This window comes from Candidatus Nitrosotalea sp. TS (assembly GCF_011319465.1).
Taxonomy (GTDB): Archaea; Thermoproteota; Nitrososphaeria; order Nitrososphaerales; family Nitrosopumilaceae; genus Nitrosotalea.
The window spans coordinates 1-21,904 of record NZ_RCMB01000010.1 but is presented as its reverse complement, the minus strand read 5'-3'; the positions used below and the strand labels follow the sequence as shown (position 1 = coordinate 21,904).

Annotated in this window: 28 protein-coding genes, 1 tRNA gene and 3 pseudogenes; 14 read left to right on the top strand and 18 right to left on the bottom strand. The window is 41.0% G+C overall.

Features of this window, described 5'->3' with window-relative positions; genetic code table 11:
• The first annotated feature begins 13 nt into the window (after nt 1-13).
• Nucleotides 14-628: an adenylyltransferase/cytidyltransferase family protein gene (locus DYY67_RS05080; RefSeq protein ID WP_166391298.1), complete on the top strand. Its 615-nt coding sequence runs from the start codon at nt 14-16 to the stop codon at nt 626-628.
• Between the two features lie 16 nt (nt 629-644).
• Here the strand turns inward: DYY67_RS05080 and DYY67_RS05075 are convergent, their stop codons facing one another.
• The 5 genes from DYY67_RS05075 to DYY67_RS10075 form a co-directional block, all read right to left on the bottom strand.
• Complete coding sequence (locus DYY67_RS05075) at nt 645-1,340, bottom strand: DUF120 domain-containing protein (RefSeq protein WP_166391296.1); 696 nt, start codon at nt 1,338-1,340, stop codon at nt 645-647.
• 5 nt (nt 1,341-1,345) lie between these two features.
• Entirely contained in the window at nt 1,346-1,555 is a 210-nt protein-coding gene (locus DYY67_RS10830) for a hypothetical protein (protein ID WP_255492833.1), read from the bottom strand.
• Nucleotides 1,556-1,595: 40 nt separating this feature from the next.
• Complete coding sequence (gene dnaG, locus DYY67_RS05070; RefSeq protein ID WP_255492832.1) at nt 1,596-2,492, bottom strand: DNA primase DnaG; 897 nt, start codon at nt 2,490-2,492, stop codon at nt 1,596-1,598.
• Between the two features lie 63 nt (nt 2,493-2,555).
• Nucleotides 2,556-2,771 carry a hypothetical protein gene (locus tag DYY67_RS10080; protein WP_178084793.1) on the bottom strand — a complete coding sequence of 72 codons (216 nt, stop codon included), beginning with the start codon at nt 2,769-2,771 and terminating at the stop codon, nt 2,556-2,558.
• Nucleotides 2,765-2,932, bottom strand: coding sequence for a hypothetical protein (locus tag DYY67_RS10075; RefSeq protein WP_178084792.1), 168 nt, complete (start codon nt 2,930-2,932; stop codon nt 2,765-2,767). Before DYY67_RS10075 ends, DYY67_RS10080 begins: the two co-directional genes overlap by 7 nt.
• A 60-nt stretch (nt 2,933-2,992) precedes the next feature.
• On the opposite strand from DYY67_RS10075, the gene DYY67_RS10825 reads away from it, so the two are divergent.
• The 6 genes and pseudogenes from DYY67_RS10825 (at nt 2,993) to erpA (ending at nt 7,655) form a co-directional block, all read left to right on the top strand.
• On the top strand, nt 2,993-3,298 hold the full coding sequence (locus DYY67_RS10825) for a hypothetical protein (protein ID WP_255492830.1): 306 nt from the start codon (nt 2,993-2,995) through the stop codon (nt 3,296-3,298).
• Nucleotides 3,226-3,666, top strand: a complete 441-nt coding sequence (locus tag DYY67_RS10820) for a type 1 glutamine amidotransferase (RefSeq protein ID WP_320415982.1) — start codon at nt 3,226-3,228, stop codon at nt 3,664-3,666. Before DYY67_RS10825 ends, DYY67_RS10820 begins: the two co-directional genes overlap by 73 nt.
• Nucleotides 3,667-3,829: 163 nt before the next feature.
• Nucleotides 3,830-4,189 carry an iron chaperone gene (locus tag DYY67_RS05055; RefSeq protein ID WP_166391294.1) on the top strand — a complete coding sequence of 120 codons (360 nt, stop codon included), beginning with the start codon at nt 3,830-3,832 and terminating at the stop codon, nt 4,187-4,189.
• Between the two features lie 120 nt (nt 4,190-4,309).
• A pseudogene (locus DYY67_RS05050) lies at nt 4,310-6,434 on the top strand (3-hydroxypropionate--CoA ligase).
• 26 nt (nt 6,435-6,460) lie between these two features.
• Nucleotides 6,461-7,222, top strand: a complete 762-nt coding sequence (locus DYY67_RS05045; protein ID WP_166391292.1) for an enoyl-CoA hydratase/isomerase family protein — start codon at nt 6,461-6,463, stop codon at nt 7,220-7,222.
• A gap of 82 nt (nt 7,223-7,304) precedes the next feature.
• On the top strand, nt 7,305-7,655 hold the full coding sequence (erpA, locus tag DYY67_RS05040; RefSeq protein ID WP_166391291.1) for an iron-sulfur cluster insertion protein ErpA: 351 nt from the start codon (nt 7,305-7,307) through the stop codon (nt 7,653-7,655).
• 49 nt (nt 7,656-7,704) lie between these two features.
• On the opposite strand, the gene DYY67_RS05035 is transcribed toward erpA, so the two are convergent.
• The 6 genes and pseudogenes from DYY67_RS05035 to DYY67_RS05015 form a co-directional block, all read right to left on the bottom strand.
• Nucleotides 7,705-7,932 carry an Lrp/AsnC ligand binding domain-containing protein gene (locus DYY67_RS05035; RefSeq protein ID WP_166391290.1) on the bottom strand — a complete coding sequence of 76 codons (228 nt, stop codon included), beginning with the start codon at nt 7,930-7,932 and terminating at the stop codon, nt 7,705-7,707.
• 27 nt (nt 7,933-7,959) lie between these two features.
• A pseudogene (locus DYY67_RS05030) lies at nt 7,960-9,208 on the bottom strand (Glu/Leu/Phe/Val family dehydrogenase).
• A gap of 57 nt (nt 9,209-9,265) precedes the next feature.
• Nucleotides 9,266-9,622 (bottom strand): Sec-independent protein translocase subunit TatA/TatB, encoded by a 357-nt coding sequence (locus DYY67_RS05025; RefSeq protein WP_320415979.1) that lies wholly within the window; start codon nt 9,620-9,622, stop codon nt 9,266-9,268.
• Nucleotides 9,623-9,659: 37 nt separating this feature from the next.
• Nucleotides 9,660-10,169, bottom strand: a complete 510-nt coding sequence (locus DYY67_RS05020) for a class I SAM-dependent methyltransferase (protein ID WP_255492829.1) — start codon at nt 10,167-10,169, stop codon at nt 9,660-9,662.
• A gap of 22 nt (nt 10,170-10,191) precedes the next feature.
• A complete protein-coding gene (locus DYY67_RS10815; RefSeq protein WP_255492828.1) occupies nt 10,192-10,374 on the bottom strand; it encodes a hypothetical protein in 183 nt (60 codons plus the stop codon).
• A 1-nt stretch (nt 10,375) separates the two neighbouring features.
• Nucleotides 10,376-11,278, bottom strand: coding sequence for an NAD-dependent epimerase/dehydratase family protein (locus DYY67_RS05015; RefSeq protein ID WP_166391289.1), 903 nt, complete (start codon nt 11,276-11,278; stop codon nt 10,376-10,378).
• Nucleotides 11,279-11,374: 96 nt separating this feature from the next.
• On the opposite strand from DYY67_RS05015, the gene DYY67_RS05010 reads away from it, so the two are divergent.
• The 5 genes from DYY67_RS05010 (at nt 11,375) to DYY67_RS04995 (ending at nt 16,928) form a co-directional block, all read left to right on the top strand.
• A complete protein-coding gene (locus tag DYY67_RS05010; RefSeq protein WP_320415978.1) occupies nt 11,375-13,885 on the top strand; it encodes a DEAD/DEAH box helicase in 2,511 nt (836 codons plus the stop codon).
• Between the two features lie 78 nt (nt 13,886-13,963).
• Nucleotides 13,964-14,311 (top strand): SDR family NAD(P)-dependent oxidoreductase, encoded by a 348-nt coding sequence (locus DYY67_RS10810; protein ID WP_255492827.1) that lies wholly within the window; start codon nt 13,964-13,966, stop codon nt 14,309-14,311.
• 14 nt (nt 14,312-14,325) lie between these two features.
• Nucleotides 14,326-14,769, top strand: coding sequence for an SDR family NAD(P)-dependent oxidoreductase (locus DYY67_RS10805; RefSeq protein WP_320415977.1), 444 nt, complete (start codon nt 14,326-14,328; stop codon nt 14,767-14,769).
• 178 nt (nt 14,770-14,947) lie between these two features.
• Complete coding sequence (locus tag DYY67_RS05000) at nt 14,948-16,513, top strand: DNA topoisomerase I (protein WP_166391287.1); 1,566 nt, start codon at nt 14,948-14,950, stop codon at nt 16,511-16,513.
• A gap of 320 nt (nt 16,514-16,833) precedes the next feature.
• A tRNA-Met gene (locus DYY67_RS04995) sits at nt 16,834-16,928 on the top strand.
• 106 nt (nt 16,929-17,034) lie between these two features.
• On the opposite strand, the gene DYY67_RS04990 is transcribed toward DYY67_RS04995, so the two are convergent.
• The 6 genes and pseudogenes from DYY67_RS04990 to DYY67_RS04970 form a co-directional block, all read right to left on the bottom strand.
• Nucleotides 17,035-17,376, bottom strand: coding sequence for a hypothetical protein (locus DYY67_RS04990; protein WP_166391285.1), 342 nt, complete (start codon nt 17,374-17,376; stop codon nt 17,035-17,037).
• 316 nt (nt 17,377-17,692) lie between these two features.
• Nucleotides 17,693-18,358, bottom strand: a complete 666-nt coding sequence (locus DYY67_RS04985) for a phosphatidylglycerol lysyltransferase domain-containing protein (RefSeq protein ID WP_320415981.1) — start codon at nt 18,356-18,358, stop codon at nt 17,693-17,695.
• Nucleotides 18,322-18,810, bottom strand: coding sequence for a hypothetical protein (locus DYY67_RS04980; protein WP_218584695.1), 489 nt, complete (start codon nt 18,808-18,810; stop codon nt 18,322-18,324). The genes DYY67_RS04985 and DYY67_RS04980 overlap by 37 nt, the downstream gene beginning before the upstream one ends.
• Before the next feature lie 779 nt (nt 18,811-19,589).
• Complete coding sequence (locus DYY67_RS10800; protein WP_255492826.1) at nt 19,590-19,766, bottom strand: hypothetical protein; 177 nt, start codon at nt 19,764-19,766, stop codon at nt 19,590-19,592.
• Nucleotides 19,767-19,775: 9 nt separating this feature from the next.
• A pseudogene (locus tag DYY67_RS11895) lies at nt 19,776-19,850 on the bottom strand (hypothetical protein); the annotation flags it as partial.
• A 46-nt stretch (nt 19,851-19,896) separates the two neighbouring features.
• On the bottom strand, nt 19,897-20,229 hold the full coding sequence (locus DYY67_RS04970) for a DsbA family protein (protein ID WP_166391280.1): 333 nt from the start codon (nt 20,227-20,229) through the stop codon (nt 19,897-19,899).
• Here DYY67_RS04970 and DYY67_RS10130 point away from each other — a divergent pair.
• Nucleotides 20,229-20,411, top strand: a complete 183-nt coding sequence (locus DYY67_RS10130; protein WP_218584694.1) for a hypothetical protein — start codon at nt 20,229-20,231, stop codon at nt 20,409-20,411. The two genes, DYY67_RS04970 and DYY67_RS10130, sit on opposite strands and share 1 nt — an antisense overlap.
• Nucleotides 20,412-20,632: 221 nt before the next feature.
• Nucleotides 20,633-21,100 (top strand): hypothetical protein, encoded by a 468-nt coding sequence (locus DYY67_RS04965; RefSeq protein ID WP_166391278.1) that lies wholly within the window; start codon nt 20,633-20,635, stop codon nt 21,098-21,100.
• Nucleotides 21,101-21,549: 449 nt separating this feature from the next.
• Here DYY67_RS04965 and DYY67_RS04960 read toward each other — a convergent pair.
• Nucleotides 21,550-21,904: hypothetical protein (locus tag DYY67_RS04960; protein ID WP_218584693.1), on the bottom strand; the 355-nt coding region annotated here is incomplete at its 5' end.

Here is a 21,904-nt window from a genome sequence, read left to right as displayed (position 1 = left end):
TCTTGTGGTATAATTGGATGCACTTGACAAGGAAATAATTTCAATGTGTTATGTCTCCTCACTTTCTGGAGAAGATCCGGTAGAGATGATAAGAAAAAAATTGTCTGTCAGTACGGAATACATCTCAAGCAGACTTGACTCCCTTGTAAAAAATGGCTTGATTGAAAAAGACAGGACCTTGACTGAGATTGGGAGGGGCGCTATCAGGGTAGTGCTGGCAGGAGGAGTCTTTGATATCATCCATCCAGGTCACATCCACACGCTGAGAGGCGCAAAGGCACTAGGAAATGTCTTAGTGGTAGTGGTTGCAACAGACGCTACTGCACAAAAGATGAAAAAACGTGTTCCGTTGCACAACATGGAGTTGCGAAGAGACCTTGTCGGCTCACTTTCAATGGTGGATTATGCAGTGGTTGGCCGTGAGGGAGACATATTCAAGACAGTAGAGCGCATAAAACCCAACATCGTGGCACTCGGCTATGACCAGATACACCAAGAAAAATTCATCATAGACGGATGCAAAAAAATTGGAGTGGAAGTATCTATTGCAAGACTCCAGTCCCCTATACCAGACATCAAGAGCTCAAAGATAGAAAGCGATTACGGAAAATCAATCTACGGCATCTAAGGTTTTTCCAGTACAGCTATTGTGAAAGTTTAGGTTTTACATTGACCCGAATCGTGACCTGGGAACCTGTTGAAAGTTTTGTCAATTTCTTGATGTTCTCTTTTGAGACAAGCTCTATTATGGAATCATCATGGTGCGTTCGTTCTAGCAAAATCAGTGCGGCATCCACGCTGTTGTTAACCCTTGCCGGATAGCACTTGACCCATCCATAGGTTCGTTTGCCATCTGAGAATCCAGTTATCATTATTGCAGGATGTGCATCAAGTGATCGTTTTGCCTCAATGAACTCCTTGTCCTTGAGTTTTACATTGAGCGTTCCCGGAAATGGAACATAGCCAAGCTTTGTCTTGAATTGTTTTGTGTATCCCTTCATTGACATGTAGTATGCCCCCTCCCCCATCCCCGAGATTATTGTTCCCTTGAACTCGACATATGGCAAGGAGGTCTCAAGACTTGATTTTAGTACTGAAAAAATCTTTGACATTTCTGCATGTCCTTTGGTTGTGATTCTAATAGAAACTCGCGGTCCTGTCCTTAGTCGTTCTATGTATCCATCAGATTCTAGTTCAAGCAGATGTTTTGATGCGGCCTGTTGTGATTTGTGTATGCTTTTACCAAGAGATGAGGTTGTGATTGGAATGTAATTGTACCGTGCACCTTTGGCAAAAAGTTCTGCAAGTGTTAGTATGTGTTGTAGCTTGAGTTCCGGCATTGGTTTTATGCAATACCAAGCTCTGTAAATGTTTTGAGGATTAGACCGTCAGTTGATTTTAGGTTTGCCGCCCTGTGTCCTACGACGCACTCTATTCCTGCTTGTTTTGCTGAATCAATTAGCCTCTGTGTTATGATTCCGTCAAGTACAAGATACTTTATTCCAGAGCCAGGAGAGAGTTTTGATACAATCTCGCTTACAGGAACTTTGAACAAGCTGTTGAGCCCTTCATCTAGCGCTACTGCCTCTAGAGATTCATTGAGATCCTGAATATACTTTTTTTACAATGTTTGCAATTGGTTCATCTTTTGGATCCTGAAGTTTTGGTTTGGCAGTCTCTTTTTTCATCTCTTCTGCAGTTTCTTTTAGGATATCTGCAATCTGTTGAGGGGTAAGCTCTTCGACTTCGACGCCTTCTGGTGCACGGTGAACCACGTCAACGTTTACAAGTGATTTTAATTCTTTTAAGATGAAACCTCCGGCCCTGTCTCCGTCAAGAAACGCAACTACTTTTTGTTTTGATTCACAAAGCGATTTTATAGATTCGTCAATCCTTGCTCCCTCGATTGCAAGTGCATTGTCAAATCCTGCCCTTAGGAGATTTATCACGTCTGCTCGTCCTTCAACTAGAATCACCCAAGGTGCGTCAAAGACTCCCGAGCCACATGCAAGTTTTTCTTTTCCAAATGTAACAAGTTTTCCAGAAGATGTTACTTCTTGTACGTCCTTTAGCATCTCTTCGCCTTCGCTAATTGTTTTGGTAGACCATTTCTGAACAATCTGTTTTGCCCTGTCCACAATCTCTTTCTTTTTTGCAGAACGAACATCTTCGATTGCTTCGAGTTTAAAGTTGGCTTGGAATGGACCTACTTTATCGATACTTTCAATGGCAGCTGCAATTAGTGCTGCAGTGTTGATATCAGTACTCATAGGAATCAAGGCATCGCCTTTTGTTTGATTAGTCGTGCTCGTAGTGTTGACCTCGATTCGTCCTACTTTCGAGACTTTCTGAAGTTCATTTAGGTTCATCTCTGGACCAAGCAGACCTTCTGTTTGGCCAAAAATCGCGCCTATGATATCGGCTTTTTCGACGAGTCCATCTACGTCAAAGCTGAGCTTAACGTGATACTTGACAATTCCACTATATGGCAAATCATTATCCTCTTAATTTTTTATCAATTAACATTCTTCAGGGGCAGATATAAGTGCTTATTGTCAGATCTTGGGTCTAGAATACAAAGATAGATCCTCGATATGGCGTGCCTTGCCTTTTGTTATTGTGATCAGTTTTCGTCTAAATGAGAGATCTACGGTCATGCGATGCTCAAGGTGCGAGACTATTCTTTTAGTAAGATATGCCCCTTTCCTGTCGTAATCAAAAAGTACAATCAAATTCTTATACTTGGGCATCGAGTCTACAAACTTTACCATGCCCTTGAAGCTGTGAAACTGGCAGACATTCCAGAAAAGCCAAGATCCCTGAGTGCTTCCTCATCTTTTCTTCCCTCAACTACTACAATGCAGTCCTTTTTTGAATCAAGGGACTTGACGAAGTGATGTACCTCAGATATCTCAGACTCGTCAAGATGCACAGTTTGGTTTGCAATTAAACATATTAAGCAATTTTCAAAAATTTACCCATGGGAAAGGTCTTGGCAATACAGAATACAAGAAACGAGGGAATTGCCACACTAGGCAAGTTATTTGAAGAAGACGGGTTTGATATCACTACAGTTCTTGCAAAAAAAGAAAAAATCCCATCAATTGATCCCCGTGTCATAGTAATACTAGGTGCACCAGAGAGTGCAAACGACGACTTGCCGTACCTAAAAGAAGAGTTGGCACTGATACAAAATGCAGTCAAAAATGACACCCGGTTCTTGGAATATGCCTTGGGTCGCAGCTTATCGCCAAGGCGTTTGGTGCCACGGTATACCAAGGCCGCAGAAAAGAGATAGGATTCTACCATGATGTAGAGTTTGACAGTACTACAAAATCAAGGCTCTTTGACGGAATACAGAGTCCTGCTACGGTATTTCATTGGCATGGGGATACGTTTGATCTTCCCTATAATGCCACAAGGCTTGCTCATTCAAGAGACTATCAGAATCAAGCAATAAAGATTGGAAGCGCCGTTGGGGTTCAGTTTCACCTTGAGGTAGATGCGCCCACCATACAGCTGTGGCTTGACAAATCAAAAGAGGAGCTAAGTGCTGTACCATACATCAACCCTGAGAGATATCCAAAGCATCCCCAAAAACATGGATGCCATACAAAAAAACATGCAATATTTTATCAAAATTTCAAGTCAGAGTTTAATCTTTGACAAAAGTTTAATGTCGTACTAAATTCTCTTAAACTCAATTAAATTCGCAACTTCTTCATCCTTGCTGTAATATCACTAGAAAAACAATGATACAGTTAGTCGTATAGAATTCTTCCGTTACAAAACAGTGTATTTATAAATTTTAATTTATAAAAAGAACAACATGACCACGCCCAGAAAACAATTTAAAACCATGGACGAATATATCGCTACGTTTCCAAAAAATGTCCAAGATATTTTAAAAAAACTAAGATATGTAATTAGTGAATCGGCACCTAAAGCTGAAGAGACGATAAATTATGGGATACCTACATTCAAGCTCAATGGCAACTTGGTGCATTTCGCAGCATTCAAGAATCATATTGGGTTTTATCCCACTCCATCAGCAATCATTGCTTTCAAAAAAGAGTTATCTCCATATAAGCAAGCAAAAGGGTCTGTCCAATTTCCGATAGATAAGGAGATTCCATTTGATGTAGTAAAGAAAATTGTAAAATATAGGCTAAAGGAGAATTCGAGTTAAAACTATTTTCCCACATTTTGACAAAAGTTTAATATAATGACATCAAGACTCGGATCTCGTTATGATATCTCAAACCAAAAAGCAGAATGGATTCTATCCAAACAAAAAGGAGTGCTCGCTTTGAGCGCAGTCAAGAAAGTTTTTGAACAGACAATATCGACAGATCACAAGGTAATAACAGAAGATCTCTCAAAAGCAGTTTTGAAAAAATATGGAATCAAGGTTCCAGGATATGCACTGGTAAACAATGTAAAAGAGGCAACACGTGCGGCTAAAAAACTAGGTTTCCCTCTTGTCATGAAAGTGGTATCACCACAAATTCTTCACAAGACAGATGTTGGAGGAGTAAAGGTGGGCTTGCAAAATGAAAAGGAGGTAAAGAAGGCCTTCACTGACATGTACTCTAGACTCTCCAAGAAGAAAGGTGTCCAGCTAAAAGGAATCTTGCTTGAAAAAATGGTTCCACAAGGAGTTGAGCTCATTGTAGGATTACAAAATGACCACCAGTTCGGTCCTGTCATAATGGTAGGACTTGGCGGAATCTTGACTGAAATATTCAAAGATGTTGCATTTAGAATGCTTCCAATCAGCATAGACGATGCAAAATCAATGCTTGCGGAATTGAAAGGCTCCAAAATACTTCAGGGGTACAGAGGCAGCAAGCCAATTGATCTGAACATGCTTGCAAAGGCACTTGTCCAGATTGGAAAGATAGGAGTTGACAATGCAGACTATTTTGACAGCGTGGACTTTAACCCAATTGTAGTATATCCAAAATCATACTATGTTGTAGATGCAAAGATAATTCTGAAAAAAGAGGTCCAAAAGGACGCAATCTCAAAAGCCCAGCCCAACATTGAATTCATGGAGACGTTTTTCACCCCACAGTCAGTCGCACTGGTTGGTGCTTCTGCCACTCCAGGAAAGGTCGGCAACTCTGTGCTTGACAGCATAGCAAAGCACGATTACAAAGGAAAGGTATATCCAATAAATCCAAAAGCAGAAGAGATTCTTGGAATCAAATGTTATCCATCTCTTGAGTCAATACAGGAGCCCGTGGATCTTGTTGTCGTATGTGTTGATCTTTCTGTCACCGCACCAGTTCTTGAAACATGTGCAAAGAAAGGAATACACAATGTTGTCATAGTGTCAGGCGGAGGAAAGGAGCTTGGTGGAGAGCGAGCCGGATTCGAAGCTGAAATAAAGAGACTCTCAGAGCAAAACAAGATTAGAATAATTGGTCCAAACTGCATAGGAATGTTCAATGCAGCAAACAGACTTGATTGTGCGTTCCAAGGTCAGGCAAGAATGGTTCGTGCAAAGCAAGGCCCAGTAGCATTGCTGTCCCAGAGCGGAACAATGGGAATCAGTTTCCTTGAGACTGCAGATTCTTTTGGATTATCCAAGATGGTAAGTTACGGAAACAGGTCAGATGTAGACGAGGCCGACATGATCTGGTACTTGGCAAATGACCCGCAGACCAAAGTAATTGCACTCTATGTTGAAGGATTTGGTGATGGACGCAAATTCATCGAGACTGCAAAACGCGTCATGCGAGAGAAGAAAAAGCCAATTGTAATTTGGAAGAGCGGAAGAACAGCACTTGGTGCAAAACAAGCCGCATCTCACACAGGCTCACTTGGAGGCTCGAATGCAATCATCATGGGCGCCTTCAAGCAAGCTGGCATAGTCTCAGTTGAGAGCTACCAAGAACTTGCATCTGTTGTCAAGGGACTTGCATGGCAACCACATGCCAAGGGCCCAAGAGTTGCACTAGTGAGCAACGGAGCAGGCCCAATGATTGGAGCAATCGACCAGTTTGAAAAATACGGATTAGAGCTTGCCAAGGTTCACAGAAGCCACACTAAAAGAGATGAAAGAGCACTATCCACCAACATATGTAATTGGAAACGGCAACCCCGCTGACGTTACAGGCGGAGCAAATGCAGACGATTACAGATATTCAATTCAAAAGTTCATGGACGATCCAAATGTGGATATCGTAATGCCGTGGTTTGTATTCCAGGACGATCCATTAGAGGAGACAATAATTGACTACTTGGGAGAATTTTCAAAGCAAGGAAAGAAACCATTACTTGTAGGCGGAAATGGCGGCCCTTACACAGCGAAGGTATCAGCACTCATTGAGAAGCATAGCGTTCCAGTATATGACGACATTAGAAACTGGGTAGCAACAGGCGCTGCGCTGTACCAATGGGGAAAGCAAAAGCCAGACAAGGTTTAATTTCCTCTAGTTTTTAGAGTCCCAACATGTCTCTTGTTATTGTTTCAAAGTCAGATGGAATTTGCACCATCAAGATAAACAGGCCAGACAAGCTCAACGCCATGAACATGGACGTTGCAAATGATATCATCAAAGTATTCAAAGAAATAGAAACAGACGATTCAGTAAAGGTAGTAATTATTACAGGTGAGGGAGACAAGGCATTCTCTGCAGGTGCAGACATTGCATACATGTCAACCATTACACCAATTGAGGCCGAGGCATATGCAAAGGTAGGCCATCTTCTTACTTTTACCGTAGAAAATTGCAGCAGGCCAACAATTGCGGCAATCAATGGATTTGCACTCGGTGGCGGATGCGAGCTTGCACTTGCATGTGACATGAGAATAGCTGCAGATACTGCAAAGATTGGCCAGCCCGAAGTTACAATTGGAGTCTGTCCCGGATGGGGAGGTACACAAAGATTGCAGAGAACCATAGGAATATCACAAGCAAAGGACTTGATCTATACTGGAAGAATGGTAAAGTCAGACGAGGCAAAAGAGATGGGACTGGTAAACAAGGTAGTCGAGCTTGCAAAATTAATGGAAGAGACCACAAATGTTGCAAAGATGATTGCACAAAACTCTCCCATGGCAGTTAGAATGTCAAAGGTTGCGATAAACAAGGGAAGAAACTCTGATATCGATACAGGTCTTGCACTTGAGCTTTACACGTGGGGATTGTGCTTCACACACCCAGACAGAGCAGAAAGAATGACTGCCTTTGTAAACAAGTCAAAGAAATAGAAAAACTGCCCCTTTACTGCCATCCATTCCTAATATGCCCGGTATGAAAAGATTATTATAATTTAGGCGCCAAATCTGGTTTATGAGCAATACACAGACAACAAAACTTGTCACAATCACACCAAAGGCCGCAGAAAAGGTAACTGCTTTTATGAAAGAAGAAGCAGAAAAGCCAGAGTTTCTGCGAGTTTACGTACAGGGCGGCGGATGCTCGGGATTATCCTACGGAATGGGCTTTGAAAAACAAGCCGAGGAAGATGATCTCCTAATTGAAGAGAATGGTGTAAAGATGATCGTTGACAGCTACAGTGCCGAATACCTCAAAGGCGCAAATATTGACTACATTGAGAGTCTAATGGGCGCTGGATTTAAGATAAACAATCCAAACGTGACCAAGTCATGTTCTTGCGGTCACTCGTTTAGCACCTCTTAAATTCAGATCTTTTAATTTTTATTTTCTAATATCTACTGTAAAGAATTTTTCAGACCACAATTAGTGTCATGGTAGAAAGCACGTGGGGTACTTTGCGTATGTATCCAGTAACTGCCTGCTCCAAAGTCATGGAATCACTAGATTCCACTTCCACAATTACGTCGTACAGGCCAAGAACACCTGTGACATTTTTTATTCCCTTTATCTCAGTAAGTTTTCTAATCACCTGCGACTCTTTTCCAGTCTCGCAATGAATAGCTACAAATGCCTTGCTCATTGTACCAACCTGAAAATAAAGAATTTTTTACGGCCAGAGGCCTCTTGCGTCGTATGCCTCTAAGACTCGTCCAACTGCAAGCACCATGCTTGCTTTTCTCATGTCCACATTGTGCTTCTTTGACAAGGCAAGTGTGTCATGGAATCCCTTGACAATGTGGTGTTCCATCTTGCCTGCCACCTCGTCAAATGACCAGTAGTATCGCTGCAAGTTCTGTACCCATTCTAGGTATGAAATGCATACACCTCCAGAGTTTGCCAGTATGTCTGGAATGACTGTAATCTTGTTTTTAAATAAAATCTCATCAGCTTCTGGAGTTGTCGGGCCATTTGCTGCCTCTGCAACCATCTTGACAATCAACATTTTTTGCAATCTGTGGAGTTATCTGATTCTCAAGAGCTGCTGGAACCAATATGTCACATGGAGTGGTGAGAAGTTGTTCTGTGGTGATTTTTTTGCTGCCTGGATATCCTACTACGCTTCCATTCTTGTTCTTGTACTCTAGTACTTTTTTGGAATCTAGTCCCTTTGTATTTACTATGGAACCCTTGGAGTCGCTGACTGCAATTATCTTTGCACCCATCTTTTCAATATACTCTGCAGCAAATGTTGCCGCATTGCCATATCCTTGCACTACAACCTTTGCACCTTTTAGTCTCAATCCAAGTTTCTTGGCAGCTTCTCTTACACAGTATGATACTCCAAGACCTGTTGCAACGTTTCTTGCCTGGGAACCTCCTATAGAAAGCGGCTTGCCAGTAATTACGCCAGGCTCGCCTTGTCCGTGCATTATACTGTAAACGTCCATTATCTGTGCCATCTCTTTTCCTGTGGTGTAAACATCTGGGGCAGGCACATCCTTGCCAGGACCTATAATTTCAGAAATGGCATATGCATATCTTCGTGTCAGCCTCTCCTTTTCTCCAGCAGAGAGCCTTTTAGGATCACAGATGATTCCACCCTTTCCGCCTCCAAAGGGAACATCTACAATGGAGCACTTCCAAGTCATCCACATTGAGAGTGCCTTGACTTCCTCTATTGTTACATCAGGGTGATATCTTATTCCGCCTTTGAATGGTCCCCTAAAATCATTATGCTGAGATCGAAATCCCGTGAATACTTTGATTCTTCCATCATCCATTTTTACTGGAAGAGAAACAGTCAATACTTTTTTTGGCGATGCGAGCATCTCGTGAACGCCTGGATCAAGTTTTAAAATCTTTGCAGCAGATGCAAGTTGTTTTAGTGCATTCTGCCATGGATCTATCTTGTTCAAACTTACCGATCGTCTACTTAGGTATTGTATTTAAATTTGTTTAGAATAGATTACATCTTACTTGGTAGGCTGTTCAGATCCTTTACTGGTATTTGATCCCCCAAGTTTGGACGAGATAAGATTTCGCAGATCGTCATCTGTCTTGTCTTTAGAATCTATTCCAAGTGATTGTGCCATGACCTCAAGTTTTTGTCGCTCTGAAGTTGCAGGGCCCTGTATTTGCATACCAAAGTCTCCCTTGGCCTTTTGAATCTCATCTTGGACAATGTTTTTTGTTTTGTTGAATTGGCCCACAATTTTTCCTATCTTTTTTGATGCCTCTGGCATGCGTTTTGTTCCAAGTAACATCACTAGAGCCACAAATGCTATCATTATCCAGTCATTGCCCATTATGACAAGAGAGAAATCTGTCACGCAGTGATTGGGTCTTTTCCAAAATTAAAGCTTTAGACTACTTGTAAGCGGCAACTATTACTGCGCCTCCCATCATGCCAGTATCAAATTCAACTCTTGCAAACTTTTCAAGAAGCAGTGATTCGAGTTTTTTATTTTGTGGCCACAACCTGTACGTGTCATAAAGCGCCGCAAATTTTAATCCCAGTTTTCCTCCTGCTGCAAGTGCAATAACAGGCAGAAAGACCCGCAAGTAGAACGAGACGCCTGCCCTAATCAATGGATTGTCTGGCTTGCCAAGATCAACAATGACAAACCTGCCTCCCTTTTTTAAGACTCGATGTATCTCAGATATTGCCGTCCTGAGGCTGATTGCATCACGCAACGAGTATCCGCAAATAACCGCATCAAAATTTTCTTCTCGAAACGGTATGTGCTCAAATACGCCGCAAGTCAGAGCAGGAGTTTTTGCAAACAGTCTGCTTGTGTTCTTTAGCATTGGTCTTAGAGGGTCGTATAGCGTAACATGTAGATCATCGTTGCAAATTTTCATGGCAGTCTTTGACATGTTACCAAATCCAGATCCTGCATCAAGAACCCAGTCTCCCTCTGTTTACCCGACCGCGGATTCCACGTTCCCTAAACTCTAGGTCTTTTCCAAGAGAGATAAACGAATTTACCTTGTCATAGACTGGAATTATTTGTTCCAGAACATCTAGTACTTGTCCCCAACTGCTTCCAAGGCCCACAACAGGCCTAGACTGATAATACATATTATATGTCAATCATGGATTTTATTTCAGAAACAGCAGAGCTTACTCCCTCTTGGTATGACGGATATGCAATGTTGCATATTTTAGATATTTTAGAGTTTGATGCCTTGACTGATGTTGTAAGCAGTGTAACAAAGTCTGCACCCAGCATGGTTTTTGCAAGAAATGCAGGAATCGTTCCAGGTGTTTTCACGCCAAGTTTGGAGCATACAAAACTTACAAATTCTGAAAACATGACAGGATTAGAATCAGTGACAACAAACGACTGGTTTGTCTGGTTCTTTTCTGCAATGGATATCAGTGCAGATGCTACATCGTCCACGTGAACAAAACTTCGATAATATTTCCCAGAGCCTGGAATTTTAAATGAGCCTTTCTTGAGCCTTTCAACCATCATTGACTTGAACCAACCTCCATCACCATACACATCTCCAAGATACGCAACAGTAAATGGAATTCCGCTTTGCCGGCAGTTGTCTTCAAGATATTTTTGCGCCTCCAGTCTTAGCTTGGCATAGTCTGTATTTGGAGATGGGGAGGTATTCTCGTCTATCGTACTTTCTTTTGTGCCCCCAAAAGCGCCAAGACCTGAGACATACACAAAGAATTTTGTCTTGTCCTTTATCTTGCTGAACAGGTTAACTGTCCCGTCATAGTTTACTTTTCTCTGCAGTTTCTTGTCTTTTTCGCCAGGCCATGCAGCAGCAAGGTGATACACCACATCGTATTGATCATCGATAAAATCAAAGTCAGGATAAGTGAGGTCTCCTGTAACTACCTTAACCTTGGGGTTTTGGATTTGTCCTGCGCGTACAAGGACAGTTACTTCGTCTCCTCGTCCAACCAGTTTGGCGACCAATTTTGTTCCTATAAATCCCGTAGCGCCAGTTACAAGTACTGCCAATAGCTCAAGATAGAATTTTCTTGCTTAAATGTTTGACCTAGCGTGGAATTCCACATGTAACTAAAAATTAAATCAGATAGACGTTTCCATGATACAGTGCACACGTGTCCCAAATGTAAATCAAAGCTGGAGGTTCAAAAAACATTTAATCAAAAAATTCTATTTGGCTGCACGCACTGCAAGATTGAAGATGTAATAGACTATAACAAGAATTTAGACGAGGCATATCTTGATTTTTTGCTAAAATTTGACACCGGGCAGACTCCAACGAAGAAAGAATCTCAGAGTGCACTGGAAAAAGAAGGCCTGCTTCAAAGCGAAGACGAGATCAAAAAGATGATAGGGGATTCAAAGATTGACGAGTTGACCAGATCAGTATTATTCTCAAAGAAACATTACGTATCACATTTCAAGTCAATTGTAGAGCCAGACCCCAAGATGGGCTCTACCGTTGATGATTCTGGACTGGATGAGAGAATCATAGAGGCATTAGAAGCAAAAGGGATTTCAAAGTTTTACAAATTTCAGGAGGACGCCATCGCAGATATCGTATTTGGGAAAAATGTCATAATTACTGCGCCAACAGCATCAGGCAAGACAGAGGCATTTGTCATACCAATAATGCAGAGGATAGTTGATTCAAAGGCACCAAGGCACAGCGTTCATGCACTCTTTGTCTATCCAACAAAGTCTCTTGCACGTGATCAATATCCAAAGATAAAGGACGTTGCAGATAGACTCAGCCTGGGAATTGCAGTTTTTGATGGAGATACAAAGGATACTGAAAGAAGAGAGATCTTGGATTCTCCTCCAGAGATAATAATTACAAACTTTGATGTGCTGCATTACCATTTATGGCACAGGACAAAGTTTGCCGCACTGCTAAATACGGTAAAGTTTTTGGCAGTAGATGAGGCGCATACATATTCTGGAATTTTTGGCTCCAATGTTCACTATATCATAAAAAGGCTAAAGAGAATCTGCCCCAAGATACAGTTTGTGGCATCTTCTGCCACGCTTGAAAATGCACTCTTGTTTTGTCAGGGCTTGTTTGGAGTAGACATGGTACAGGTTACAGGGTCTGGAAAAAAAGGGAGAATAGAGTTTTGTATGCTGTTTCCCTCCCTTGTAACTCAGCGCGCATTGATGATTGACATACTAAAGAAGCTTGCATCAAAAAAGCGCAAGACATTGGTATTCAGCAATTCACATCTGAATTCCGAACTTTTGGCCCTGCAGGCAGGACGGCAAAAAATAGACATCAAGGTTCACAGGGCAGGCCTGATGGCAAACTATAGACGGTCAATTGAGAATCTGTTCAAAAACGATAAATTGTTGGCAGTCTCTGCAACCCCAACCCTTGAGCTTGGAATCGATGTTGGAAATGTTGATGGCGTAATATCGTCTACCATTCCAGTCAATCGACTGGTTCAAAGAATTGGAAGAGCTGCAAGAAAAGGCCAAGACGGTTTTGCATTTCTGGTTCTTGGAAACGATCCGATATCACAATATTACAAAAACCATCCAGATGATTACTTTGAAGACACTGAACAAATCTACATTGACCCAAAAAATCCATTTGTCGAGGAATTCCAGGTGCTTGCAATGGCCTGTGACAAACCCATTGCAAAACACGAGTTGCCAGAACACCGCGATGTCATTCAAAGACATCTCAATGTTGGAAACCTAGTTCTAGTTGAAAATAGATATGTGCCAAACTTTGACCAGATCAAAGGCCTTCTGGAAGACTATAGCATTAGGGGAATTGGCAAGTCAATTGACATTTTCTTAAATGGCAAAAAAGTAGGAGACAGAGTTCTGCCTATCGCACTAGAAGAGCTCCACCCATCAGCTGTCTATTTTCTTGCCGGAACAAGATATCGGGTAAAGGAGCTTGGATATCCCAAAAACATGTCTGCAAAATTAGAATTTCTTCCAAAAAATTATCCATATTATACAAAGGCGCTCACAGAAGAATGGCCAACCATTGAGACAATTTTTGAGAAAAGGCAGGCAAATGGAATTGAGGTGGCATTTTGCAAACTGCACATACAAAAACGAGTATCAGGATACGTCAATATCGAGCTAGGCCAAGAGGTAACGCAGGGTCAAAGAGTCATTTTGGACAATCCTCTAGAGTATGATTTTGTCACAAAAGGAATTGTCTTCAAGGCGCCAAGGCCGCTAGTTGAGATGGACAGATCTGAAAATGAGGAGTATACCGAGGCAAGCGGGTACCATGCAACAGAGCATGTAATCATAGAAGGCAGCAACATGATTACAGGAGGAGTATCACAAGACCTGGGCGGAATCTCGCTTGGCACATCAGGGCTGATTTTTGTGTATGATTCTGCAATAGGTGGAAATGGTGCAAGTAAGGCATTGTATGACAGACTAGAAAAGGCGTTTGATCGTAGCTTGCACATAGTAAAAGAATGTCCCTGCAAAAATGAAGCAGGATGTCCTCGATGTACATTCTCGTACAGGTGCGGCAACAACAATGAATATCTGCACAAGTTGGCATCTGCTGAGATTCTCCAGAGAATCACAGATGGCGAGACAACCGAGGTCTCAGAGCCTGTAGAAGGAGACAAGCCCCTAGTCTAGAATCATAACACATGTGTCCTTTTCTGCGATACCATCCAAAATAATAGAAAATATTAAGATGATTTTAGAGTGATAATTATGGATAAAGTTGCAATTGTCACCGGCAGCTCAAGCGGCATAGGCTTTGAGACTGCACTTGCCCTGGCAAGAAATGGATATCACACATATGCCACAATGCGCGATACAGGAAAAAGCGGCAAGATAACGGAGATTGCAAAAAAGGAGAACCTGAAGATAGAGGTTTTAGAACTTGATGTAGACAGGGAGGAGACAATTAAAAATTCCATAAAAAAGATAGTTGATGATAAAAAAAGAATAGACGTTCTTGTAAATAATGCAGGATATTTCCTGGTTGGTTGCCTTAGAAGACCTGTCAATGAAAAGATATCAAGGCTCAATTTGAGACCAATTTCTTTGGTGTCGTAAGAACAATCCAAGAAGTGCTGCCAACAATGCGCGCACAAAAGTCAGGAATCATAGTAAATGTAAGCTCTGTTGCAGGAAGAATTGGGTTTCCGGTAACACCTGCATATATCAGCTCAAAGTTTGCACTAGAGGGGCTCAGCGAGTCCATGAGATACGAGCTTGCGCCATTTAACATCAAGACAATAATAATTGAACCAGGAGTTGTCAAGACCAACCTGTTTGCGTCGCTCAAAAAGACCACAAAACCAGATTCAGTTTACAAGGATATCACTGAAAAAGTGATGCAGGGATTGATCATGATGTCCCAGATGGGCACACCAGCCCAAGAGGTGGCAAGAACCATAATCAATGCAGTAAGCTCTGAGAACCCACTGCCCAGGTATCCCGTGGGCAATGATGCCATAATGTTCTTGAGGCCAAGAAGAGCAAGACTGACATTGAGTTTGAAAATTATATAAAAAAGGAACTTTTTCAGCTAGAAATTTTCATGTATAAAAATATTTTTAGCACTACACGTATAATTATTGAAAAAATGTATGAATTTTTTACATTATTTTTGAATAGATTGATATAAGTCAGAGAGTCAATTTTTGTCAAAGTCAACAGATTTAGGTAAAAAATGCGGTGATATTGAAAATGAAATGGAAGACATTACAACATAATGGCATTGCGTTCCCTCCTCCTTTTGAGTCAAAGGGGATAACGATTAGGATCAAGGGTGAGAAGGTCCCCCTAAGCTTGGATGCAGAAGAGATGGCATACCAGTGGGCAAAAAAGAAAGACACGCCATATGTGAAAGATTCTGTTTTTCAGAAGAATTTCTTTTCTGATTTTATCACTGTGCTTCCAGACAAGTACAAGAAAATTGCATTTTCAGATATTGATTTTTCAGATGCCTTCAAGGTTGTGGATAAAGAAAAAGACGCAAAGCTCACAATAACAAAAGAGGAAAAAAAGAAGATTGCCACCACAAGAAAAGAGATCAAGGAAAAGATGAAGGGAGTATACGGAAAGGCAATGATGGATGGAAAAGAGGTAGAGGTTGCCAACTGGATGGCAGAGCCACCTGGCCTTTTCATAGGGCGTGGCGATCATCCAATCAGAGGACGATGGAAACCCCGAGTCACTGAAAAAGATGTCACGCTAAACCTTGGAAAAGGTGCCAAAGTTCCACCTGGCAAGTGGGGCCAGGTAATTCACGAGTCTGATTTTATGTGGCTTGCAAGCTGGGAGGACAGCCTAACTGAGAAGAAAAAGTATGTCTGGCTCTCTGACACTTCTGACCTAAAGCAAGAGCGCGACAAGATGAAATATGAAAAGGCAACCAAGCTGTCAGAGCACATAGACAAGGTACTCGATGCCATAGTCAAAAAGATGTCAGACAAGGAAGACAAGGTAAGGCGTATTGCTACAGTTAGTTATCTAATTTACAAGACTGCAATGAGGGTGGGAGACGAAAAGGATCCTGACGAGGCAGACACGGTAGGTGCCACAACTCTGCGTGTTGAACATATCAAGCTAAAACCCGGTACAATAGAATTTGACTTTCTTGGAAAAGACAGTGTAAGATGGCAAAAGCCACTGCCTGTAGGAGAGCAGGACAAGGTCTTTTATGAAAACCTCAAAATGTTTACTGAAAAGAAAAAGCAAGACGACCTCATATTTGACGGCATCACTTCAAGGCACGTAAATGAGTTCTTGAGTGGTGTAGTCAAGGGGCTTACTGCCAAGGTATTCAGGACATACTTGGCAACAAATGTTGTCAGGAACTATCTCAAAAAAGTAGACAAGCTAGATTCCAAGTCAGAAAACATCAAGATTTATCATGCAAAGATGGCAAATCTTGAGGCAGCAATAACCTGTAATCACAAGAGAACCATCCCCAAGAGTTTTGAGGAAGCTCTCCAGAAAAAAAGAGATGCACTAAAAAAACTCAAGGAGACTCCCACTAAGACTGAAAAGCAGGCAGAAAAGCAAAAACAGAGGGAAGAGAAACTAAAACTTACCATAGAACTTACCGAAAAGACACGGGATTACAATCTCGGTACGTCATTGCGTAACTATGTCGATCCAAGAGTGGTCAAAGCATGGTCTGACCAAGTTGGTTTAGAATGGGAGAAACTCTACACCAGTGCATTACAAAAGAAATTCCAATGGGTTTCCAAAGTAGATACGAATTGGAAAGAGATTGCCAAAGATTAATCTCGTAGTCTGTTTTTCCAGCATGAACATTCCAGAGCCCTGCGTCACACTTTGTCTTACATTGAATGCACCAATATGGAATCAGTGGATCCAAGCAGAGTATGGACAGACCTAATGCGCGGATAGAGTCAATAAAAGATTCGACTAAAACAATTTGGCTGATTAACTATCACATCATTTGTGCCCTCCCAAAAAAAAGCAGTCTAATTAATTTTAGACTGCAAATATCTTTTTGTATTTTAAAAGAATTGGTTTTTGAAATTTGCTCAATATTTTACACGAGCTACATTTAATTGCAGTTGAAATAACGCGTAATCTATGCCGGGGTAGCTCAGCCTGGCCTAGAGTGCCAGTCTCCACAAAAAGGACAATACTCATAATCTGGAGGTCGTGGGTTCGAAACCCACCCCCGGTATACAACTAAAAGTACAAACTCCAGCGATACAATGCCTGCTGTTAGTTGTTGCAGCGGCCAAAACCGTCTGTCGTGTTTATCAAAAAAAGGAGGTTTGCACTTGAGGTTATCTTATCTTCATAACTGGCAGATTTTTGCCACTTGCGAGATAGATCACTAATGCTATTCCAAATACAAGTGCTCCAACTGATACTGCTACAGCTGTGGTTTGCTCCTCATGCCATAATGTTGGAGTTCCATATGGCGGGCCCAGAGGAATTCCATTCTGCAGTTGGAATGAAACTTGTGGTACGTGCGGGCCGTTGTATGCAACATTAGACTGCACACTAGGTTCTGCAAATGCCTGTGGCATCATAGGAACAAACCCGGCCATCGCAAAAGAACCAATCATACCTATGCCTACTGCAAAGGCAATGATGGACCCAATAGTCGATTTCCTATTTTCCATAGTATAAGTTCCACATGCAAAAATAAAACTAGTACGTGTTCAAAGTCACACAATGTGTACTATCATATCAGGATTGACATTGCAAGATCTTGGACCCTCTTGTCCTTGTACAAGCTCCAGATACTGGAGTCCTCAACTTGTTCAACTATAGTTGACTCGTCCTGCTCTAGCTTTCAGATCTATTTCTATAATATTATAACCTTTTAAGAATAACTCCGGTCTTGATGGAACAGGTAAAACATGAGCCTTGTATATTGAATAAAGAACTTTGGACAAGACTAATGAATTCGGGGTGGACAGATATCTTGCTCTCCATTTAGGAGTCAAATTTGTTCTTGAAAGAAAATAGTGATTGGTATCCATAAAATGTGTTGAGACGCCATCCAACAAAGAACAATATCTTTTCAGCAAAGCCATAGTATCCCATTTGTCGAAGTGAGTCAGAAAGACCAGCTAGGCCCAAGCTAAGCTCAGTAACTTCTGGAAATTTTACGGATAGGTAAGAAATAGCTTTGGTTATCATTAATTCGGTTATTCCATTAGGCCCATCCTTCATTCTTCTCATGATATCAAGTGTAGCACCACGCTTGTTTGGATATATTTTCAAAGTCAAGAAAGCAGAGATCTCTTCCTTGTAATAACCTAGAATCAAGAATTCATCATCATTTGCTAATAAAAAATTCGGGTCAAAAGGAGTGCATGAAAATCCTACATTCGTTCTTGCAGCATTCCAATCCGAAGAAATAACAGACAGTCTCTTTAGGATCTCTGCATCTAGTTCGTCTCTGTTTCTAACGATACAGGATGTGACCCCCAGATGCCTTGCACGGGTTACTGAATTCCTGAGGTTCTTCATCCTAGAACCTTTGAGGTTAAACGTATGCGGATTTATGACTCCTTCTTCGCCTATCTTGATTATCCGCATGCCCAAGCTCGTGTAATAGTTTATCTCATTTTCAGTAAAGCCATAAAATGCCGGTATGATATCATTTTCCCTACAAAATTGGTTGTATTTCCGATTGCTTTTTTCTTTTCTGCTGACGATCCTACTGGGCCGCCAAGAACTATCCCTACACCGTGCACTATTTTATATGACAAAAGCGCATTACAATCTCCGATCAAGTAAATCTCTTTGTCTGGATGCAAGGCAAAACAATGTTGCGACTCACAGCCATATCTTTTCATTATTTTGTCAAGCCTTTTCTTAGGATATCCAATGCCTATTTTTTTAGCAGACCATACGCGAGAAAATATCGAGTATGAAAGATAAGAATAGAACATGACCCATGACACCGTTACCGATTCTATCAATATTGTTGCAATGTGGGTGGTTGGTTTGTATATCTTAGTGGTATCCAGAAGAAGAAATGACATAAATGACGATATTACCGACCCATGAAATCCAAGCGTTGGACTAAATTGTCCTCCTTGCATGTAAAATGCTACAAATGAAATGAAGAATATTGCGCACATAATAAAGAAAAGATAACTCATTTCTCGTCTAGAAAAATTTTGCCCAAATACTCCTTTTACAGTATAAGTATTTCTCTGAATTGTTAAAATTGTTAATAATGTAGCAGGGAGAACAAATTCAACCGCACTATGCCTGTGAAAAGAGTGTAACAGAAGAGACACGGCCAAGGCGCCTATACAAAAGTAACACGCAAATTTCTTTCCTCGTATAAGATGTAATGCACTTATCAAAAGAATTATCGATATCAATGATTCTAGATATGACTCTTGAAGAGAAATTCCGGTGGGATTATTCTAAGCTCTATTAGTGACGAAGGAAGATGTAATATTCTCATTGTCACAAGCAGATTAAAAAGGCCAATGAAAATAATGGCTGGCAGCTGTGATGTTATGCAGATAGACGGTTTTCCAGCACCTGTGCATGTCACTAGATTTATTCGACAACCTGATTATTCCATGGTCAAGAAAGTATTAAAAACAACAATTCTTGTAAAAGCAATTCTGCGTACAATTGTTACGACGATCTGGTCTCAACATACCAGATTCAAGTTTGTAGTGGCCCAATGGTTCCGTAGCCACCATATTATGGAAGGTTACCTTACGTTTGTTTTTCCCATACTTTTTTAAAATTTCAACAAAAATCTGATTATGCTGTGAAAGTCTTATCAGAATACGACAATGAAATTCATTGAATCAGTATGATGCATTCAGATGACTATATTCAATCAAAATACTGGATCTTAGTATCTTGGAACTATTCTTAGACCAGCTTTTACAGATATAATCACTAATGTAGATATCGCCATCACGAGAACTATGGCAGCTGCAGGACCAAACTCGGGTACTGTCTGTGTGTTCATTTGATCAATGACTGAAGAAAATACTGAAGCTGGTTGAGCACCTACTATCTCCTGCATTGCTCCAGAAGGTCCAATTATGAAAAATGTCGGAGTTCCTTGAACTCCTTTTGATAGGCCTACTTCTCTATTATGAGTAACCCTGTCTGAATATTTTCCAGAATCAAGACACGTATTGAATTGATTTGTGTCAAGACCTAGTGAAGCTCGCGTATGACTTTAGGTTGCTTGTACTGGCCCAACCTGTCTGTATTCCTCCTTGATTCTGATACAGGTAATCGTGATATTCCCAATATTTTCCTTGGTCACCGGCGCAATAGGAAGATTCTGCTGCTGCTATAGAATCTGCGCCTGCCCACGGAAAGTCTACAAAGTATAACTTGGCTTTGTTTGTATCAATATAATTTGCCTTGATAGCAGGTTCCTGATTTTTGAACCATGCATCACACTCTGGACATTGGTAATCGCCAAACTCTACTATGGTAACTGGCGCATTTTGTGAACCTAATATTGGTGATGCCATTGGACAAGTCAACACTTCCACTTGGCATCATCATACTGCCGTCTTTCATGGAACCATTCCCCCATCCAGACATATTATTGCCCATCGTGGAGCCACCTGACATGTCGCATCTACCATTCATCATGTTGTTCTCATGTATTGGCATCGAACCACTACCTTGCATGGAATCTGCATACGCATAAGAGAAACCCGTAATTATGAAGATTAAAGTAAGTAACAATGACTTTTCAATTGCGTTCATTATTATGCTCATTAAACTTGTTTTGTGATTTAATCTTTTTTCCAAATTGATTCCAAAATGAAATTCAACTAAATCTTGAACTGTTCTAAAGTCATGTTCAATTTGGAAATATTGTTAAATAATTATCGCGACCTAAGATAAAATGAAGTGCACAAAGAAGCATTGAGCTTAGTATTTTCAAATAAGAGATATCTTGCCTTATCTGCTACCATCTTCAGCGTTCTCTTGATATCCCTTTCCATAGTTTCAGAGTTTATCTTCTTCTCACCCAATTTTCTTTTCTATGTTCCTGTATATGATATTACAAATTTCTCATTGATCGTTATAGTTGCAGCGCTATCTGGTCTAGTCATAAGCCTTAGCATATATAGAATTCATATGCTCGGCAGTGGGATAAAGAGATCAGGAACTGGGTTCTTGGGTTCAATCATAGGAGCTAGTGCTGGTGCATGCAGTTGTGGTTCAATTGGCTTTGCAGTAGTATCGGAATTTGGTGCAGTAGGTGGAGCAGCTACTGCATTTCTGACTAATTATGAGATTCCATTACGCCTAATTTCTATTGCTATTTTGGGGTACACATACTATGTTTCTGTAAAGGGAATAACTACACAGTGCAAAATTACAAAGTGAAATCATGAGAATAAAATGTGCTGACTGTAGGTGCTTGCCATCAGAATGTGAATTATCAAAATCTCCCAAGAGTTGTCCTAATTGTACTTTGGACAAATGCTGTTGCTGGGATGCAATACATTAAAGATCTTTCTATTATTGCTAAATCACATTCCAACAAACATTGCACCAAACGAAAGCAGTGAAATTACTTCTCAAAAGCCAAAGAAAAATGTTAAAAATTAGTATGAGTGCATTGCGTTAGTTGAACTTCATTGAATTTTAAAACAGAACTGACAAACCTGCCTTCACTATACAATGATTAAAAAAAGATGGAATCTCCAATTTGTGTCACTCTTCTAAAACACAGGAAATTGATCTTTTCATGTTTATCTTTTCCACATGTTTTCCGCTATGAAGGTGATCAGCCGCTTGGAGTCAGTTTTGGTATGGGTATGCCGTCAATTCCTTCAGATGGTCTTGGTATCCATGCTGAGGATAGGCTTGCCGCCATTTTGTGATGGTTGTGCTACCAAGATCATGTCAGGTGCAGCTTGTTTTGGAATTGGTATGCCGTCAATTCCTTCAGCAATTTTTGGCACCAGCATGAAAGTAGCCTTGCCTCCTTTGACAGTGGGTGAAGTTGCTACTAACATCATTGGATTTGGATCACTTGGCTTAGGAGAAGATGCAAGCATCTCTGAATTTTGCTGAGCTGATTTTGGAATTGGTATGCCGTCAATTCCTTCAGCAGGCCTTGGTATCCATGTGAGGACAGATTTACCTCCATTTTGAGACGGTTGTGCAACCAAGATCATGTCAGGG

Excerpts from the sequence above, each read along its gene's own strand:
- DYY67_RS04980 (WP_218584695.1), bottom strand. The coding sequence starts at position 18,810 with ATGCAAGGAGGACAATTTAGTCCAACGCTTGGATTTCATGGGTCGGTA.
- DYY67_RS10810 (WP_255492827.1), top strand. The coding sequence starts at position 13,964 with ATGGATAAAGTTGCAATTGTCACCGGCAGCTCAAGCGGCATAGGCTTT.
- DYY67_RS10080 (WP_178084793.1), bottom strand. The coding sequence starts at position 2,771 with ATGGTAAAGTTTGTAGACTCGATGCCCAAGTATAAGAATTTGATTGTA.
- DYY67_RS10800 (WP_255492826.1), bottom strand. The coding sequence starts at position 19,766 with ATGCAGGAGATAGTAGGTGCTCAACCAGCTTCAGTATTTTCTTCAGTC.
- erpA (WP_166391291.1), top strand. The coding sequence starts at position 7,305 with ATGAGCAATACACAGACAACAAAACTTGTCACAATCACACCAAAGGCC.
- DYY67_RS04970 (WP_166391280.1), bottom strand. The coding sequence starts at position 20,229 with ATGGCATCACCAATATTAGGTTCACAAAATGCGCCAGTTACCATAGTA.
- DYY67_RS05075 (WP_166391296.1), bottom strand. The coding sequence starts at position 1,340 with ATGCCGGAACTCAAGCTACAACACATACTAACACTTGCAGAACTTTTT.
- DYY67_RS05055 (WP_166391294.1), top strand. The coding sequence starts at position 3,830 with ATGACCACGCCCAGAAAACAATTTAAAACCATGGACGAATATATCGCT.
- DYY67_RS05020 (WP_255492829.1), bottom strand. The coding sequence starts at position 10,169 with ATGTCAAAGACTGCCATGAAAATTTGCAACGATGATCTACATGTTACG.
- DYY67_RS05000 (WP_166391287.1), top strand. The coding sequence starts at position 14,948 with ATGAAATGGAAGACATTACAACATAATGGCATTGCGTTCCCTCCTCCT.
- DYY67_RS04990 (WP_166391285.1), bottom strand. The coding sequence starts at position 17,376 with ATGGAAAATAGGAAATCGACTATTGGGTCCATCATTGCCTTTGCAGTA.
- DYY67_RS05035 (WP_166391290.1), bottom strand. The coding sequence starts at position 7,932 with ATGAGCAAGGCATTTGTAGCTATTCATTGCGAGACTGGAAAAGAGTCG.
- DYY67_RS05045 (WP_166391292.1), top strand. The coding sequence starts at position 6,461 with ATGTCTCTTGTTATTGTTTCAAAGTCAGATGGAATTTGCACCATCAAG.
- DYY67_RS10815 (WP_255492828.1), bottom strand. The coding sequence starts at position 10,374 with ATGTATTATCAGTCTAGGCCTGTTGTGGGCCTTGGAAGCAGTTGGGGA.